13 protein-coding genes are annotated in these 17,373 nt (G+C 43.9%); 9 read left to right on the top strand and 4 right to left on the bottom strand.

From position 1 onward, the window contains the following. The first annotated feature begins 47 nt into the window (after positions 1-47). The 7 genes from B3O12_RS02125 (at position 48) to B3O12_RS02095 (ending at position 9,792) form a co-directional block, all read left to right on the top strand. Positions 48-587, top strand: coding sequence for a hypothetical protein (locus B3O12_RS02125; RefSeq protein ID WP_286742545.1), 540 nt, complete (start codon positions 48-50; stop codon positions 585-587). A gap of 88 nt (positions 588-675) precedes the next feature. Further along, entirely contained in the window at positions 676-3,081 is a 2,406-nt protein-coding gene (locus B3O12_RS02120; protein ID WP_286755117.1) for a TonB-dependent receptor plug domain-containing protein, read from the top strand. 463 nt (positions 3,082-3,544) lie between these two features. Further along, positions 3,545-6,388 carry a hypothetical protein gene (locus B3O12_RS02115; RefSeq protein ID WP_286742540.1) on the top strand — a complete coding sequence of 948 codons (2,844 nt, stop codon included), beginning with the start codon at positions 3,545-3,547 and terminating at the stop codon, positions 6,386-6,388. A 10-nt stretch (positions 6,389-6,398) separates the two neighbouring features. Then, entirely contained in the window at positions 6,399-7,232 is an 834-nt protein-coding gene (locus tag B3O12_RS02110; RefSeq protein WP_189631474.1) for a fimbrial biogenesis chaperone, read from the top strand. A 154-nt stretch (positions 7,233-7,386) separates the two neighbouring features. Further along, the gene (locus B3O12_RS02105) at positions 7,387-7,980 is read left to right on the top strand and encodes a hypothetical protein (RefSeq protein ID WP_189631473.1); all 594 of its coding nucleotides are present in this window, start codon (positions 7,387-7,389) and stop codon (positions 7,978-7,980) included. 124 nt (positions 7,981-8,104) lie between these two features. Further along, positions 8,105-8,659 (top strand): hypothetical protein, encoded by a 555-nt coding sequence (locus tag B3O12_RS02100; RefSeq protein WP_189631472.1) that lies wholly within the window; start codon positions 8,105-8,107, stop codon positions 8,657-8,659. An 80-nt stretch (positions 8,660-8,739) separates the two neighbouring features. Beyond that, on the top strand, positions 8,740-9,792 hold the full coding sequence (locus B3O12_RS02095) for a M42 family metallopeptidase (RefSeq protein WP_189631471.1): 1,053 nt from the start codon (positions 8,740-8,742) through the stop codon (positions 9,790-9,792). Between the two features lie 1,303 nt (positions 9,793-11,095). Here the strand turns inward: B3O12_RS02095 and crcB are convergent. The 4 genes from crcB to B3O12_RS02075 are packed head-to-tail and all read right to left on the bottom strand — an operon-like array spanning position 11,096 to position 15,004. Further along, entirely contained in the window at positions 11,096-11,473 is a 378-nt protein-coding gene (crcB, locus tag B3O12_RS02090) for a fluoride efflux transporter CrcB (RefSeq protein WP_286755116.1), read from the bottom strand. Further along, positions 11,470-11,913: a hypothetical protein gene (locus tag B3O12_RS02085; RefSeq protein ID WP_286742520.1), complete on the bottom strand. Its 444-nt coding sequence runs from the start codon at positions 11,911-11,913 to the stop codon at positions 11,470-11,472. Before B3O12_RS02085 ends, crcB begins: the two co-directional genes overlap by 4 nt. Beyond that, positions 11,910-12,509 carry an ACP phosphodiesterase gene (locus B3O12_RS02080; RefSeq protein ID WP_422662577.1) on the bottom strand — a complete coding sequence of 200 codons (600 nt, stop codon included), beginning with the start codon at positions 12,507-12,509 and terminating at the stop codon, positions 11,910-11,912. Before B3O12_RS02080 ends, B3O12_RS02085 begins: the two co-directional genes overlap by 4 nt. Positions 12,510-12,523: 14 nt before the next feature. Continuing rightward, positions 12,524-15,004, bottom strand: a complete 2,481-nt coding sequence (locus tag B3O12_RS02075) for a DUF5916 domain-containing protein (protein ID WP_286755114.1) — start codon at positions 15,002-15,004, stop codon at positions 12,524-12,526. Positions 15,005-15,309: 305 nt separating this feature from the next. Here B3O12_RS02075 and B3O12_RS02070 point away from each other — a divergent pair, with 305 nt between their 5' ends. Both B3O12_RS02070 and B3O12_RS02065 read left to right on the top strand, forming a co-directional pair. Beyond that, complete coding sequence (locus tag B3O12_RS02070; protein ID WP_189631466.1) at positions 15,310-15,999, top strand: class I SAM-dependent methyltransferase; 690 nt, start codon at positions 15,310-15,312, stop codon at positions 15,997-15,999. Between the two features lie 93 nt (positions 16,000-16,092). Continuing rightward, positions 16,093-17,370 carry a metal-dependent hydrolase family protein gene (locus B3O12_RS02065; RefSeq protein ID WP_286755113.1) on the top strand — a complete coding sequence of 426 codons (1,278 nt, stop codon included), beginning with the start codon at positions 16,093-16,095 and terminating at the stop codon, positions 17,368-17,370. Positions 17,371-17,373: the final 3 nt, after the last annotated feature.

Genomic DNA, 17,373 nt, shown 5'->3' with positions numbered 1-17,373 from the left:
TCTGCTTATCAAATCAGTTATTCTTTCTTAGATTGTAAGCCTGTAAAATGGCTACTCGAACCAGACAGTTTATTTCTGTAGCACTGCTCATGTGTTTTCTTGCCCCATTAGGGCTTAGCTATGCCATGCTTAAGCTCAAACAGTGGAAGTTGAGAGAAGACATTGAACATCAGATTCTGCTTGGGGTAGACAAAGGGGAGCTCATTCAGCTTACATTTACAGCTGAGCAGGCTGCTACGTTGAAATGGGAGCATGAGCGGGAGTTCGAATACCAGGGCCAGAGCTACGATGTAGTGGAAAAAGAAGAATTTGAAGGGAAAATTATCTACCACGTTTGGTGGGATAAGGCAGAAACCAAAATTAAGTACCAACTCGATCGCCTGGTGGCCATGGCCATGAAGCACGATCCTGATCAACAGCATAATCAGGTGCAAATAGAACGTTTTCTCAAAGGCCTATATCATTCGGTTATAGTTTCAGACCTACCCATCGGCTTTGGTTTTCATATCCATGAAGCCATGCAAGCTCCGGTTTTTTATCGGTCAATCTGTTGGAGTCCTCCCGTTCCACCACCCATCTATTGTTAAGCATTTCGGGTTTTTAAGACAACCTCACAAAGAGGCTTGTTTTATCAGTCGGCAAGACTGAACATGTTTAACAATTCACTTTTTAATCATGAAGAAAACTATTCTTCTGGGCTGGCTGTGCCTGCTTTGTTGCGTAGCCAAAGCCCAGGTTTTAACCGTGGTAGACCAGGAAAGCGGTCTGCCATTGGAGCTGGCTGTTATTGTCAGCGAAAAGGACAATACCGTTCTCACCACCAATGCCAAAGGCCAGGCAGATATTGCCGCACTGGAGGGGGCAGAACTTATACAGATACGCATTTTAGGTTATGCCACAGCAGAGTATAGCTTCGAACAGTTGGAAGCTATGGGTTTTCAGCTAGGCCTTCGTCCTACTAGTCTTTCGCTCGATCAGTTTGTTGTTTCTGCTACCCGATGGAGTCAGTCTTCTGCAGAAGTGCCTCAAAAAGTAATTACTGTCACTCCAAGAGAGGTGGCTTTTCAGAACCCTCAAACAGCGGCCGATTTGCTTTCGGTTTCCGGCCAAATATATGTGCAAAAGAGCCAGCAGGGAGGAGGCAGCCCCATGATTCGTGGCTTTGCTACTAACCGCCTGCTCTACACGGTAGATGGTGTGCGAATGAATACCGCAATTTTTAGAAGTGGGAATATTCAAAATGTAATTTCGCTAGACCCGTTTGCCATAGAAAGTGCCGAAATTGCTTTTGGCCCTGGTTCGGTTATTTATGGTAGCGATGCCATTGGGGGAGTAATGAGTTTTCAGACACTCACCCCACAGTTATCTTTAACCGGTACCCCACAGGTTAGCGGAAAAGCAGTTTTACGTTATGCTTCGGCCAACAACGAAATGACTGGCCATGTAGGCTTTATGTTGGGACTCAAAAAGTGGGCCTTTGCCACTAGCCTTAGTGCCAATGATTTCGATGACCTGAAAATGGGAAGTAACGGGCCTGACGATTACCTCAAAACCTACACGGTAGAAAGGAGAGGCAATGAGGATGTGGTGCTTACCAACTCCGACCCAAGGGTACAAAACCCGAGTGGTTATTCTCAGTTCAACATCACTCAAAAGGTAAGGTATAAACCCAGCCAATATTGGGACTTTCAATATGGGTTCCACTACTCAGAAACATCTGATTATGGCCGGTATGACCGGCACTTGAGAACACGCAATGGGGCGCCACGCTATGGAGAGTGGAGTTACGGGCCGCAAATCTGGATGATGAATAACCTAAGTGCCAGTCATCAGAGAAAATCCGGTTTGTATGATGCCGTTACGCTTAGACTCGCCTACCAGCATTTTGAAGAAAGCCGCAGAGACAGAAGCCTGAACAGTAATCAGCGATCGGTACGCGTAGAAAAAGTAGATGCTTATTCGGTAAATATTGACGCCAACAAGCGATTGAGTGACAAAAGTAAGCTGTTCTACGGGGTAGAGTGGGTGCTTAATGAAGTGAACTCTACCGGTTATGAGCAGAATATACAAGATGGCACTTCAACGGAAGGACCCTCGCGGTACCCTCAGGCCGAATGGACATCGTATGCGGCATACATTACTCAGGAATACAGTCCTACGGATTACCTGACCTTTCAGGCAGGCCTGCGCTATAATCGTTTTGGAATAGATGCAGCTTTCGATACCCGGTTCTATCCCTTCCCTTTCACGGAGGCCTCGCTGAACGAAGGGGCGTTGACAGGGAGTTTAGGAGCCATATTGCGTCCAGATGCTACTTGGGTAGTTAGTGCCAACATGGCTTCTGGCTTCAGGTCGCCTAATGTAGACGATATGGGTAAAATATTCGATTCGGAGCCGGGAGCAGTGGTTGTGCCCAATCCTGACCTGAAGGCTGAGACTGCATACAATGCCGATATAGGCATTGCTAAAATATTCTCAGGAGTACTGAAGGTAGATGTAACGGCCTTTTATACCTACCTGGACAATGCGCTGGTCAGAAGAGATTTTACTCTCAATGGAATGACTGAAATAATGTATGATGGAGAGATGAGCAGGGTGCAGGCCATTCAAAACGCTGCCGCTGCTGAGGTCTACGGTTTTCAGTTGGGAGCAGAAGTAAAACTACCGGTAGGTTTTAGTTTTAATACCATGTATAATTTTCAGCAAGGAGAGGAGGAATTAGATGATGGCTCCAAAAGTCCATTGCGGCATGCAGCACCCGCTTTTGGCGTGAGCAGACTCAATTATCTGGGCAACAAATGGAGGCTTAGCCTCTATGCCAACTACCACGAGGAAGTGTCTTTCCATGAAATGCCCGAAGATGAGAAAGGCAAAACAGAAATATATGCTGCCGATGAAAATGGTAACCCTTACGCACCGGCATGGTACACGCTCAATTTTAAAGCGCAATACAGTTTCAACGATGTGCTAACGGTAACTACAGGTGTAGAAAACATTACAGACCAACGTTACAGGCCATATAGTTCAGGTATTTCAGCTCCCGGCCGAAACTTTATGATTTCATTGCGGGCAAATTTTTAATACCCATGCCACATGGCATTGTCCAATGGGCGAGCAAGGATGTTTACACAAACCCTTGCTTGCCCATTTTTGCTTTTTGGACTGCAGTTTTTAAGAATCAGGGTGTTATATGGTCTTATTATCAGTGAGTTATGGGTGGATGACTCCTGGTTTTATCCAAAATTCCGACTAGCTGGTAAAAGCCTCTAATGGGATGGTTATCGTTTCAAATGTGGATTTATTGTCCGTGAGGGTGTTTTTTTGCACTCAGAACTTCGTAAGTGGCTACCAAAAAAAATCTTTTCACACTCAAAACCGCCATTTATAATAGAAATCGGCCGAAAATCTTTGCGTATTTCACCTATAAACTACTTATATTTGAAATACCTAACACCGTAAGAACTAACTTATTTTGACTACGTGTAATCCCAGATATAGGAGATTTCTCTCCTTTGTGGTATGCGCTAGCTGTATGCTCTTATTAATGCTTCAGACAAGTGTCGTAGCCCAAGAGAGAACAGCGAGTGGTCTCACTTTACAGTTCTTAAAATCCCAAACAAGCGGTTCTGTTGATGAAGTAGCCTCCAATGTGCTCAAGGTGGTGAACAGAACAGGTCGTACCTCAGTATTTAAAATAGAAATTGCTACTCCACCTAATTGGTCTCGCGTAAGGGCTGAAGACCGAGTTTATAACGTAGCTAACAACGACAGTCTCTTCATCCCCATTCGGGTGGTGCCTGAAAAATCGGCTACAGGCAATGTGAATTACTTTATTAATGCTACTGCACTTACCACCAACGGAATTCCATTGGCTTCCACGCCCTGGTCTATGCAAGTGGTAAAAGTGTCGCGTTGGTTCGCTTCAATCGTAAAGTCGGAGGTGTTTTTTCCGGCCGATAAAAAGGAGGCACAATTCCAGGTGAACTTAAAGAACAATGGCAACTCTGCAGAAGATGTGATGATTCTGTTCAATCCGGATGTGAAGGTGAAAATTCTGGACATGCAGGGAAATCCTTTTGCAGACAATTCGCTACCGCTTAAGCTCCCGGTTGATATTGATACCACCCTTACCTTTACTGCTCAGTTGGACGAAGAGGCCAAAAAAGAGAATTTCTTCACGGCTGGAGCCATAGATTCTGAGCAGACCGATCAGTCTGAGTATAAGGTCAATATTCAGGTAAAAGATGTAGCGGGTAACCGTGCAAGCTGGGGCGGAAGAGTAGATTTCAAGAAGCTAAATCAGGAACACAAGTTTAAAACAGCGTATGGTTCATCCACCATTCCAATCAACCTGGAGTTCAACACTTACAATGTGTTGTCGCAGTTCACGAATTTCAGTCTGGATCTTAGCGGGGAAGCCGATCTTGGAGAAGATCGCTTCCTTCGCTATTATTATCAGACCATCATATCCAGCAATAGCCTTGCCGGAACCCAGTTTTTAGGCTCCTATCGATTTGCTGAATATCGCACACCTAAATATTCTGTATCTGCCGGAGACATAGGGCAGAACATGGAGCTGTTGCTTAATGGAACTGGTGTAAAAGGCTCCTACTATTTCGATAAGGTGGGTGTTTCGGCCATTTATGTTACCCGGCCACAAAACGGCAATGTGCAAAACAACCTGAATAGCATGGGAGCATCAGTTCGGTACAGAGTTTTTCAAGGGCTCAATGCCACGGCCGAATTGGTAAATCAAGACGATCAGTTCAACCAGGTAAACCGCAACCTTGCTACACTCAGAGCAAACTATCGTTTACCCAACCAGAGCATTGTGGATGTTAAAGTAGGGTACTCTACAGAACTGCATGAGGGGGCCAGCGGAACCTTCTCTGTCCCGGGTTTTGGGGCTACGGCTCGCTACACCGGAAGAATACAGGGCGTTAGTCTTTCTGCACAAGGGCGGTACAACAGCCCCAACTATTCCTCGCAGTTCAGGGGTTCTGTAGATTTCAATACCAATGCCAGGTATAATTTGGGAGAAACTACTTATGTGGGCTTACGAGTGAATATGAACAGCCGTAATCCTGAGATATACAGCAAGGGTATTCTGTTTCCCAGAAGAGAATTTGTGCGCAATACCTTTGAAGGGCAGTATGGTTGGGCCACAGAGAACGGCAATTTTATGGTATATCCGCGCTATACCTATGAGGAAGTGTTGGACCTTAGAACATCGACCACCGGTATGGGATTAAGCTTTAGCACCAACAAAAGTTCAGATGCCCGCTTGTTTACCCGTTTCTTTTCTGGCTTTACCAAAGCACTCGACTATAACATGAAGCCATATCTGGTGTCTCGCTGGGAAAACACTTTGCGTTATAAAAACCTCAACGTTTCGGCCCGCTATTATTATGGCCCCTTTAATGTGCTGGACAACCTAAGGGTTGTGGAAGATGGCATAAATCCACAATCCTTGTTTTTGAGTGCTTTTGCTCAGCTAAATTTTACAAAGGCACGAATTTCTGTTCGTCCCATGTTCACTATGGCCTATGAGTCAGTTTTGGCCCGGTGGAGAGCCAATATGGCACCGCAAGTCACTTACTTCTCGAAGAGCGGCCTGGAGTTTAATATGACGGTTGAATATTTCAGTATCAAACAAGGAGAAAGCCCACTGGCCAATGTTTCTGAGTTTGGCACTCAGGCATTTAACCCGTTCAGCCAGTCCAATGCATTTCTTCGCTTTGGAATAAAAAAACAATTCAACCTGAAAAAGCCGGGCAAAAAAGCACATGACCTTGAGGTGGTGGTATTTAAAGACTTAAATGGAAACAACCTGAGAGACCAGGGGGAAGAGTTTGAGCGAAATGTGATTGTAAGAGTAAACGGGCAGGCGCTTATGACAAACCAGGATGGTGTGGTTTACTTTAGAAACCTACCGGAAGGGAAATATTTTGTAGAGACTGAGTTGCTGACCAATTCAGAGGGCTGGTTCAAATCTAAAGGCGTGGAGGTAGATGTAAACTCCAGTCAGGCAGTGTACATACCCCTGAAGCGAGGAGTGCAGATAATGGGGAATATCATTCTGCAAAAAGCACAGTACTCGGCACTAGGTGAGGGAGGAATGAAGCTTAACGGCATTCGGGTAACGGCTACAGACGCTACTGGCGAAAGCTACTCTACACTAACCGATTTGCAAGGTAGCTTTAGGCTCTATGTGCCTTTTGGCCAATATACTATTAAGGTGAATGAGCAGGCGGTAGATAGCCAGTTTGAGTTTGCCCAGTCTAGTTACACTTTAGACATCAACAACTTAGGAGGTAATTACCAACTGGCCTTTTACCTCATTGAGAAAAGAAGGCAACTGAACATTAAACGATTTGACAACAACTAACAATCAACATATGAGATCATTTTATCAACACAGTCGAACGCGGTGGGCAGCGCTGGTAGTAATGCTGCTTTGCCTTACATTTTTTGATGCTTTCGGTCAGAAAATCTCCACTTCTCCGACAAGGTTGAACTACAAGGTTAGCCCTGGTGGGTCATCAACAGGACTTATAACTGTGACCAACAATGCCGACCGTAGACAAACCTTTACTGTAGATTTTGGAGACTTTGATGCTTCACGTGCGGGTAAGAGTAAGTTCATGGAAAAAGGAACCTTGCCTCGCTCTTGTGCAGATTGGTTGAGCGCGACTCCCGCACTTTTTGAATTAGATCCGGGAGAATCGCAGCAAATCAGAGTAGTGATGGACGTGCCACAAGATTCCAGTGCATTGGTTGCACGATGGGCAGTGGCCTACATCCGGTTGAGTGAAGAAAAACAATCGACTCAGGAAAACAGCGATGGGCTAATCGTTAACCTAAACCAGGCCTATCGTTTTGGGGTGTACATTTTCCAAACTCCTCCAAATGCTGTTTTCGCTAAAGGAGAGTTGATCGACTTTACTCAGCAAGAAGACCAATTGGTGCTTCGACTAAGAAATGTGGGAGAGACTTTTCTCAAATGCAATTCTTATGCGGAGTTTACCAACCTGCAAACGGGTGAGATAACGCGCCTTAAACCACGCAACTTTACGGTACTACCCGCTAGCAATCGCGATGTCACATTTATTATTCCTAAAGATTATCCTCCGGGCAGGTATTCTGTTTTGGGTGTGTTGGATTATGGCAATAGGGATGAAGTGGCAGCCGCAGAAATTGAAATAGAAATTAAAGAAAAAAGTAAAGAATAGATGGGCGCCCTCAAAGCTCTCACATGGCAGAACTCTACGGCTTCGCTTACCGAAGCGGTAAAAAAAGTTGAGAAATTTTTGAGGGATATTTGTATATATGAATATAAGTCCATATATTCACATGTCTAAACTTTTAACCTAAACATTAATACTCATGAAAAGATTAGTAAACTTTAAGGCATTTGTCGTAGCGGCAGTTTTTGCCTTAGCTCTCGGAAACCAGGCAAATGCTCAGGTTTTACCAGACGACAATGAATTCGTGTATGTAGCTATGGACTTGCAAGGTGTTTTGGACCTTACGCTGGCTACAGACCCTAACGTAGAATTCACCTTTAATACCATTCCTAGCTACGTAAACGGTATCATCAAGCCAAACGTAACTGAACTTCGTGTTGAGTCTACTGTGCCTTGGGATCTTTACGTACAGGCCGAAACTGCTAACTGGTCTCAGTTGCAGGCATTCTCAAGCGCAGGTACTTCAACAATTCCTTCTACTTTGTTAGAGGTAAGAATTATAGATGGTGCCGGAAACTCTGCTTTGAACAACTTTACTTCTTTGACAGATACTCGCTTGGACATTGTAGGTACTGTAGCTGCCGGTGACGGTATTGCTGCTGGTTCTTACCTAACAACTCCTGACACTCACTTCTTCAGAGTAGACTACAGAATTATCCCTACTCTGACAGCACAATATCAGGCTGGTTACTATGGTTTGAACGTGATCTACACTTTGGCAGAAGACCTTTAAGAAATTAAGAAATACAGTTTTACTAAGACGTAGTAAATAAGTTAGTTCGATTTATGTTGATTGGTAAAAGGGGTAACAGTTCATGTTACCTCTTTTTGTATTACTTTATTCCATATTTTTGTATATGAGCAGAAGGGTAACCTTTCTGATTGTTTTTCACCTAATTGCCTCTTATTGTTTTGCCCAGACCCTGGACATTTCTATTACAAGAGGTACCGATATCGATTTTACCTTTAATACCATACGTCAATACACCAATGGTATTATTCGTCCCAACGCCACAGAGTTTAGAATTGAGTCTACTGCCGAGTGGGATTTGTATGTAGGCACCCAAACTACCACACCCGGTCAGTGGGATTTGCTCACCTCATACTCCAGTGCAGGTTCCTCTACAGTACCAGTCTCAATTTTAGAAATAAGGGCAGTTAGCCCAGGTGGAACTTCTCAGCAAAATACCTTCTTTCAGTTACAGGATGTGTCCAACCCGGTTTACTTAATAGGTTCGGCAGCCGATGATGCTCGGGTAAACTCCGGAGTAGGCACCAATGCGCCTGGTGATGGCTCAAACGATCCTTTTACCCACCGTTTCCGAATTGACTATAAATTAACTCCCGGTATGGGATATAGACCGGGCGTTTACTCGCTCACCGTTGTGTTTACCCTGGCCGAAGACCTTTAGCGGTCTTTCTGTATTCTATTTTTCCTTCCTCTTTTATTCCCCTTTCTCAAGCTTTATATTCGACCAAAAATTGAATCGATATGTCTATTAACGTTGACCTACTAAAGCGAATTTGTGAAGTAGCTGGTGCTCCTGGGTTCGAAAAGCGCGTACGCGAGATGGTTATTGAAGAAGTGAAGAACCATGTAGACGAGTGGAGGGTAGATAATATGGGCAATGTAATCACGGTAAAAAAGGGTAAGAATAACCCGGAAGGAAAGAAAGCCATGGTAGCTGCCCATATGGATGAAATTGGCTTTATAGTTACTCATATCGATGACAATGGCTTTGTGCGCTTTCATACGCTGGGGGGCTTCGACCCTAAAACACTAACTGCTCAGCGAGTGATTATTCATGGCCGGAAAGATGTGGTGGGGGTTATGGGAAGTAAGCCCATACATGTAATGAGTCAGGAAGAACGAGGTAAAGTGGCTAAAACTTCTGACTACTTTATTGACCTTGGAATGAAGAAAGAAGAGGTAGAAAAGTGGGTGGCTATAGGAGACCCCATTACCAGAGAGCGTGAACTAATTGAGATGGGCAACTGTGTAAACTGCAAGTCTATCGACAATCGGGTTTCGGTTTTTATTCTCATAGAAGCGCTGAAACAACTTCAAAACCATCCGTATGATGTTTATGGTGTGTTTACCGTTCAGGAAGAGGTAGGCTTGAGAGGTGCCAATGTTTCGGCACACACTATTAATCCCGATTTTGGCTTTGGTTTAGATACTACCATTGCCTACGATTTGCCGGGAGCCCAACCTCACGAAATGGTAACAAAGTTGGGAGAAGGGGTGGCCATTAAAATTATGGATGCTTCCACCATTTGCGATTATCGCATGGTAGATTTCATGAAGAAAACGGCCACATCGGCCCAAATTAAATGGCAACCTGAGGTGTTGACTGCGGGAGGTACCGATACGGCCGGAGTGCAGCGAATGGGTAAGGAAGGAGCTATTTCAGGCGCTATTTCCATTCCAACCAGACACTTGCATCAGGTGATTGAAATGGCCGACAAAGACGATATTCAAGGTGCTATTGATTTGCTAATTGCTTGTTTAGAGGGGTTGGATGGCTATGATTGGAGTCATTAGCCCCCAATACACTCAAGGAGATTGTTTACAAGCATGTTCAGATCATGTTGCCAGCTTGCCACAGTCCGATTAGGGGGACGTAATGATTGAGCGACCTGATTTTCTAGTTCCCTGGTAGAATGGTTCTGTATTCCCTGTCAAATAAGACTTATGAAGGTAGTTATTAGTCTCCTCTTCTTTGGTGGAGGCTTTATTCAAACTTAATGTTCCAACTATTTCGAAAAGCTTCTTGTTTTGGGACCACACATGAGTTTTTAGGGTTGCTATTCGAGACAAATACGGGGATTAAGTCACCTGGTTGGTTATTCACGAAGGACAAGTCGTCTGTTTTTGACTCACCTACCATTCTCTGGCCATTGATTTCATATTCGTAGAGCACAGAAACACTCCGGCCAATATTTGAAAACGGTAGACCTCTTTTTTGAATGGATGATATAAGTCTACCCTGCATCAAATTTCCATGTTTGTATAGCTTTATCTCTTTCAATAGGTGATACACAGAGTACGCTAGGAATGGTGCTCCAACAACTAGAAAGGGGAATAGGATGAGTAAGAAGAAGCCTTTCTCTAATTTGTATGGCTTTAGCCCGAGTATTATACTACTTCCCTGATATAGTTTAATATCAATTTCGGTTCCTACTCCGAAGTCTTGAATTTTTCGATCTTCAAGAACACGGTATTTAGACACTCTGTCCTATCCATTGTCATTGTAACTGTAGTGTATTATTGTTGGATGAACGCCATTAATTGATATATTATATTGAGTTTCAATATCAATGATTCGTGCAGTTTTGTCTACGCCTTTAGCGTGTATCAGGTCTAAGTCAACTTTCGGTACATCGTTATCAATAGAAGAAAATACAATCATCAAGATAATCACTACAAAACCCGGAATTAATATGGGTAGAATTCCCAAGACGGCTGATATTGGTCTCTTTTTTAGAATGTTGAGAACTGTAGAAAACCTCAAACTTCTAGATGCACTGCTCACGGAATAATCTTGACTTATTGATTTTGACAATAATATAAGTTTTAATCTCATCGATCGAGACGTGAAAGATAAAAATAGTCAGCTTGGTATGGCTGTATCAAGATCTATTCCTCTATGCTGACCTAATTGATCCAGGATTTTTGAGTTCATGATTTCCCATAAAAGAATAGAGCATTCCTTTGTAAGGAAACATTCTTGAGCAGCTGAAATTTCTTAATTCATCTTAGCATATGTTTTCTGAAATGCAGAACCTGTTACTTCTAAGGTCTTTTCAAGCTCTATATAGCCGAAAAGATAAGTCTAAGGGTGCAATTAAGATATCTTCCCCAGCTTATACCCTAAATAGGCTAGAGTCATGCCCACCACCACACTTAACCCAACATATAGAATAGCCTGAAGAGGTTTTTCTCCTAGCATAAGCTCATTGCTTTGCATAGCAAAAGTAGAGAAGGTAGTGAAACCACCGCAAAAACCGGAAATGAGTAGCAGATTGGTGTCTTCGGAAAGGTACTTTTCACTTTGTGCCCAGCCCATAAACAGGCCAATAAGAAAACAGCCCACTATATTAACCACAAAGGTGCCGTATGGAGCAAAGCCTTCTAGCTGCTTGTGCAATCCTTCTTGAATAAAGTAGCGCAAGGCACTGCCTACTCCACCACCTAAGGCCACTAAGAGCAGGTTTTTAATCATTCTTTCACTTCTTTTTTGGGAGCTTTTTTCTTCACGTATTTATATACCTTGTCATAGTCGCTATTTTCCTGGTTTGTAATTTTTACAAACCCTTTGTTCATAAAAACCAGCTTTAGCTCTCTAAATTCAGTTTTATTCGTTTCAATAATAGTTTCTTGCCAGGCACCAAGGTCTTTGATGGGCTGAACCGTTTTAAAGAAGCGAAAGGGGTAATAAATATGCACCAGATCGTGGCTTATTTTAATGACCTTATAATTGAATAGCAGCTTGTATATAAGAATGGAGGTACACAACAACAATATACCCAGTACTATATATCTCCACACGCCATCGGGTTCGGCTAATACTTGGCGCATAAAATAGAGCGACCCAAAACCGCAGATAAGGGTGGACACTCCCAGGGCAAAAATGGTGTTCCTTTTAGGACGGGAAACGATCATAGCTTCGAATTAATCAAATCTTGCCTGAATTGGGAAATGTGCTCCCTTATTTCAGTAAAGAATTCACGAAATTCTGTTTCAAAAACGGAGTAGTGCTCGGTAAGATCCTGGATGGCAAGCTCAAGTTTCGAGTTGAATTTGGTTCTACGGGAAAGGCCGGTGAGCGACCTGTGTAAACCTTCTTTGCGGGCATAATTGGTCAGCCAATCGCCTTTGATCATGTAGGGTAGCATGTGTTGGCCGCGTGGAGGAATGAACTCGTAGTTGGCCTGAAGAAGCTCGTATTTTTCCTGAGCAAAGGCCCATAGTGGTTGGCTAGAGTATTCATTGAAGTTTTTGGCCAGAAAATGGTCATAATACATGTCCACGATCACTCCTGCATAATGCCTATACTTTAACCGGAGTTTATCCTTGCTAAGACCAACGATTGGATGGTGGTCTGTGTAGTGGTCTATTTCGCGGTGCAGTATCACGCCCTTTGCCACCATCTCCGGCAAATGGCCCAATTGGCTTCCTTTCACAAAGTCACCCATAAAGTTGCCGACAGTTAACTGTGCGTTGGGGCCTGAAAGATAGAGGTGCGCTAAAAAGTTAATAGGTTTTACGTTTGTTAAGACTTTCTGAAAATATTCTTGATTTTAAGATAGTCAACAAAATACACCATACGAATAGTTATTGTGTCAAAGTTGGGCGCGGAAAGCGTATTACCAAAGTTATCGAAGAAGTCGAGTTGAGTGTTCAGGTCGTCTGTACCAATAGATCGTTTCCAGATTACCCGCACTTCACTACCTGGCAAAAACTGCCAGTTGTATTCCATGTCTATGTTAAACTGGTTGAAGTTGCGGTTGTGGAGTGGCTCTCCTGTAGTAGAGTCGGTTCCGGTATAATCAATGTCTTGCAGTCTATCGTCTTCTGTAAGTTCAAGGAAATCGTTGTACTCAACCCGGCTCCAGTAGTGTCTCATTCTAAAGGTGATTCCCATGCGATTGGTAAAGATGTAGCTAGAGGATAGTGTATTAGTGAGGTTTCTCACATTTCTAATTCCAAATACCACATGCTCCAGTGCTCCGCTGTTGTCATAGATTCTTCTCACATAGCCTCTTTCATTTTCACGGAACGAATAGTCTACATTGTGGTTAATTTCTACTCTCGTACCCATTCGCAGGCGAGCGCCAATATTGGCAGAATTGTCTACCTGATCCCAGTCGGGTCGTTTCCAAAACCTTAAACGTCCGGAGAGTCGAAAGTTCTTTCGGCTATCGGTGTTTAGGCGGGCTCCAAATGAGTAACTTTCCGGCCGCTTGAAAATGTAGCCCGGTACACGAGCTTCAAAGTAGTCGTTGCTCTCTACCGGGTTGGTGTTGGCATCTACAGAGAAACCCCAGAAGTTTCTAAAACTACCTCCAAAGTTTGCACTTACCTGAAATTCTGAGAACATGTTGGGGTTGTACAGTTTGTTGTGTTCGAGACGAACTCCGTAGCGATAGTCGTTGAATATGCCTTTGGGTTCAAACTGTAAATAGGAGAGGTTTAGCTCATGGTCTATTCGGTTGGCTCTTCTTAAAAAGCCCAGGTCGTTAATGTCGTAGTCGTCTGTTTCTACATTTCGGTTAACACCAAATTGAAAATTGCCACGGGTTTTAGAAAAGCCTATGTTGTATTTATACCCGGTCTTTCTGTCAATGTTGTTGTTTTCGATATTATGCGATGCAATCTGGCTATAGGCATAAAAACCCCGAACACGCCAGGTGAGCGATTCGTCATTGAGGTTGAAATTTAAGCCCGTTACGTTGGCATCGTCAGCATTTTTTCCTCGCAGAACGTTGGTGTTGGTTAGTGTAAGGCTGGAGTTGTTTTTAAGGTTTTGATCCAGCACAATTACATTAAAGTTTGTGAGCGGATCGGCTTCTACCTCCCGAACAGCTCCCGTTTCAGTATCCTGAACAGTAATGAAGGTGCGCTCGGTTAAGGCATTAAAGAAGCCAATGCCAAGACCGCTGTTGGTTCTTCCTGTAATTTTAGAGGCATTGATAAGCTGAGCGGCCTGCGGTCTTACTATTATAGTTTCATTGTCGTTCAATTCTTCGGTAAGGTTCCCAAATGTGCTACCAATTCTTCTGGAATAGAAAAGGCCCGCTTTGTTAAATAGCTCCACACCTTCAGTGAAAAACTGGCGGTTTTCATCGAACCGAACTTCGAAGGGCGAGAGGTTGAGCACCTGATTATCTGACCGCACTCCACTAAAATCGGGAATTAGAGTTGCATCCAGGGTAAAGGCATCGTTTATACCATACTTAATGTCCATTCCCCCATTGAATTGAGGCTCTACAAAGCCAGTAGCCGTAGAGCGGCTTACTACTGTAGACACATAAGGGTAAAAGAACAACCTGGTGGGTGTTTCTATGTTTCTAAGGTTTTTTACCACTCCGGCCTGGTTTAGAAAACCATCAATTTGAGGATCAATAGGGTTCCAGAACGAGTCTTCATTGAGAGCGGTAGATTTTCTGAAGAAGTTAATACCCCACTCCTGCACCTCTCTGGAATTAAAGCGAAGTACAGCATAAGGAATCTTAAACTCGGCCGTCCAGTGATCGTCATTTATTTTGGTGTCCGACAACCATACTGCATTCCAGTCGTTGTCGTTGCGCCATATTCTTTCATTACCACCATTAGAATAAAGGGCATCGTACTGAACGCCCGCCACGGTTACAAATAGGCCTACTCCATTGAGACCGGCCTTAAAAGGGTCTATAGCAACACCAAAGTAGTCGGAGTTGCCTATGTTATCTCGGTTAGTGAGTATATTGAAAACCTGGTCCCGATCTTCATAAATCTTTGCCGCTATATAAACAGCTTCGTCATCATACATTAGCCGTACTTCTGTTTTGCGCTGAGAGGGAGCTCCCGGGTTTGGTCTGCGTTGTACAAAGTCTGTAAGCACAGGAGCCTCCTGCCAGGAAGCTTCATCGAACACCCCATCTATTTTTATCTTTTCGGTAGTACGAACAGCATTGAAGGATTTTGGTTGAACTTGCGCAACACCAAAATTTAGCGAAGTGAGTAGTAGCAGTAAAAGAATCGACCTTTTCATGTCTGGCAATAGCATTCCAATGTATGAACATGTAAAAGTCGCGATTGTTAATTGGGGGCTATATCAGAATTATCCAAATCGGTCTATTTTGGGTTTGAATGGTTACCGCTCATGTAACTATCTGTTCTACTGATATTTATTGAATTTTTTACTTTCTCCCCATGGCATTTTTTCCGTAAGGTTATGTTTGTGAATGCGGGTTTTCTGTTCGGTTATTCTTGCTAATTACCGAAGAAAGTTCGGTAGTGCATTGTGGTAAGGGGCTGCAGGGCACAACGATATTTTGGCTAAGTTTGCCGGAGCACATGAAAACACCTTACGATAGCGCCCTGAGCGATTTTTTCTCTGGTAACGAAGAGCATAAACTACTTCTTCACAACACTTATGGTCCGGCCGAAGAAATGCCATTGTGGTATTTTTTCAGGAGTTATGAAGAAATGCCTGATCTGGAAAAAATGGCCCTCTCCGTGTGCGAAGGTCGTGTGCTCGATGTAGGTGCAGGCACAGGTTGCCATGCCCTGGTGTTGCAACATTGGGGGCATGAGGTTGTGGCCCTTGATACCTCGCAAGAGGCTATGCGCATTGCAAAGGAATCAGGTATAGAAAATGCTGTGTGTCACGATTTTTTCAGCTATACAGCGGCTCCTTTCGATACACTTTTGTGTCTTATGAATGGCATTGGTTTTATAGGCAGGCTTAGCAGTCTTCGGGTTTTTCTCAAAAAGGCTTCAGAGTTATTGGGTGAAGAAGGGCAAATTATTGTGGACTCGAGCGATATTTCTTACCTCTACGAGGCTAGTGTCAAGCCTTTAGACTCCTACTATGGTGAAGTAAGCTTTCAGTATGAATACAGAGGCAAGAGGGGCGACTGGTTCGATTGGGTATATATTGATGCGGATACCCTGACTGTGGAGGCTGATGCGCTTGGCTGGCACACCTACATTCTACACGAAGAAAACGATCAGTATCTCGCCAGACTCATTCGAAAGAAATAGAGTCGTTTTTCGAAAAAAAATGCCATCAATAGATAGTTGCTTGCGACAAGCTTCAAATTCCTATATTTAGTTTTCTGAATAAATCTATAGGCAATGAATCGGTTAATAGTACTTGTTATCATCAGTTTATTTTATACTCAGGCATGGGCGCAACGCCAGCTAATTTATTGCGGGCAGTTGATTGATGTTGAGTTGGGCAGGGTGCAAAAAAACATGACCCTTGTAGTGGAAGGCGATAAAATTGTGGCCATCAACTCCGGCTTTTCCGCGCCTGGAAAAGACGACCGGGTGATCGATTTAAAAGGTAAGACAGTAATGCCTGGACTTATGGATATGCATGTGCACATTGAAAGTCAGAGCAGTCCGAATTCGCAAGTACAACGCTATACGCTCAATCCGGCAGATATAGCCTATGATGCTCAGGTATATGCCGAACGCACTTTAATGGCCGGTTTTACTACTGTTAGAGATCTTGGAGGAACCGGAGTCAATGTATCGCTTCGCAATGCCATTAATGCAGGAAAGGTGTTAGGTCCCCGCATTTATACTGCAGAAAAGACCATTGCAACCACAGGAGGTCATGGCGACCCTACTAATGGGGGAAAGGCTGAGTTAATGGGAGACCCGGGTCCCAAGGAAGGTGTGGTAAATAGTTATGATGAGGCCAGAAAGGCTATTAGGCAGCGGTATAAGAATGGAGCCGATGTAATTAAAATTACGGCTACCGGAGGGGTGCTTTCGGTTGCCAAGGATGGTCAGGGGCCTCAATTTCAAATGGATGAACTTAAGGGGATTGTGCAGACAGCCCGTGAATACGGTTTTGTGACGGCTGCCCATGCTCATGGCGATGAGGGAATGTACAGGGCTGTTGAGGCAGGTATTAATTCAATTGAACATGGCACTTTTATGAGTGAAAGAACCATGGATCTGATGATTGAAAAAGGCACCTATTATGTGCCTACCATTTCGGCCGGAAAGTTTGTGGTAGAGAAGGCACAGATACCGGGTTATTTTCCTCCGGTAGTAGTGCCTAAGGCTTTGGAGGTAGGCCCTCAAATACAAGACACATTTGCCAAAGCTTACCGAAAGGGGGTTAAGATTGCGTTTGGAACCGATGCGGGTGTTTTTCCTCATGGAGAGAATGGAAAGGAGTTTGTATATATGGTGGAAGCGGGGATGAGCCCCATGGAGACTATCCAGTCGGCCACAAAGACAGCCGCAGAACTGTTGCGTATTTATGATACGGTAGGCTCCCTTTCGGTTGGGAAACTGGCCGATATAGTGGCTGTGGAGGGAGATCCTATAAAAGATATCTCAGCCATGACTCGCGTGAGCTTTGTGATGAAAGGTGGGCAAATAGTTAAGCAATAGATC

It is taken from the genome of Roseivirga sp. UBA838 (genome assembly GCF_002296035.1).
GTDB classification, from domain to species: domain Bacteria; phylum Bacteroidota; class Bacteroidia; order Cytophagales; family Cyclobacteriaceae; genus Roseivirga; species Roseivirga thermotolerans.
This window is presented reverse-complemented; position numbering and strand designations above follow the sequence as displayed.